The sequence below is a fragment of the Pseudanabaena sp. 'Roaring Creek' genome (assembly GCF_001402795.1).
Taxonomy (GTDB): Bacteria; Cyanobacteriota; Cyanobacteriia; order Pseudanabaenales; family Pseudanabaenaceae; genus Pseudanabaena.
In genome coordinates, this window is the sequence record NZ_LIRE01000642.1 from 1 (window position 1) to 408 (window position 408).

General features: G+C 65.2%; 1 pseudogene. It reads right to left on the reverse strand.

Annotated elements, in window-relative coordinates:
• A pseudogene (locus AC805_RS16910) lies at positions 1-364 on the reverse strand (IS110 family transposase); the annotation flags it as partial.
• Positions 365-408: the final 44 nt, after the last annotated feature.

The window sequence follows — 408 nt, forward strand, 5'->3', positions numbered from 1 at the left end:
CGTCCACGGCAGCTTTGAAGCTGAGGGCGGTGATCTCACCAACGCCCGGCACGGTCATGAAGCGCCGACAGATCGCGTCTTCGCGAGCAGCCCGCTTCACCCGCCGATCAAGCTCGGTGAAGGTCTCGAAGAGCACCGCCCGCGCCTCCAGCATTGGCAGGAGCGCATGGCTGAGCGCAGGATCGACCTCGATCGTCTCGCGCACAGCGGCATCGAAAGCGCCTCGGGAGAGCCGGAGAGGCAGGACGACGCCGAAGATCCGCAACAGGCCACGGATCTCGTTCTCGAGGTCGATGCACTTGCGCTGCATCACCTTGCGGCTCGTCAGCAGCGCTCGCGTGTGGTGGCTCTCGACGCTCTTCACATGCACCCGGCTGTACCACCCCGATCGGAGAATCTGGGCGATGC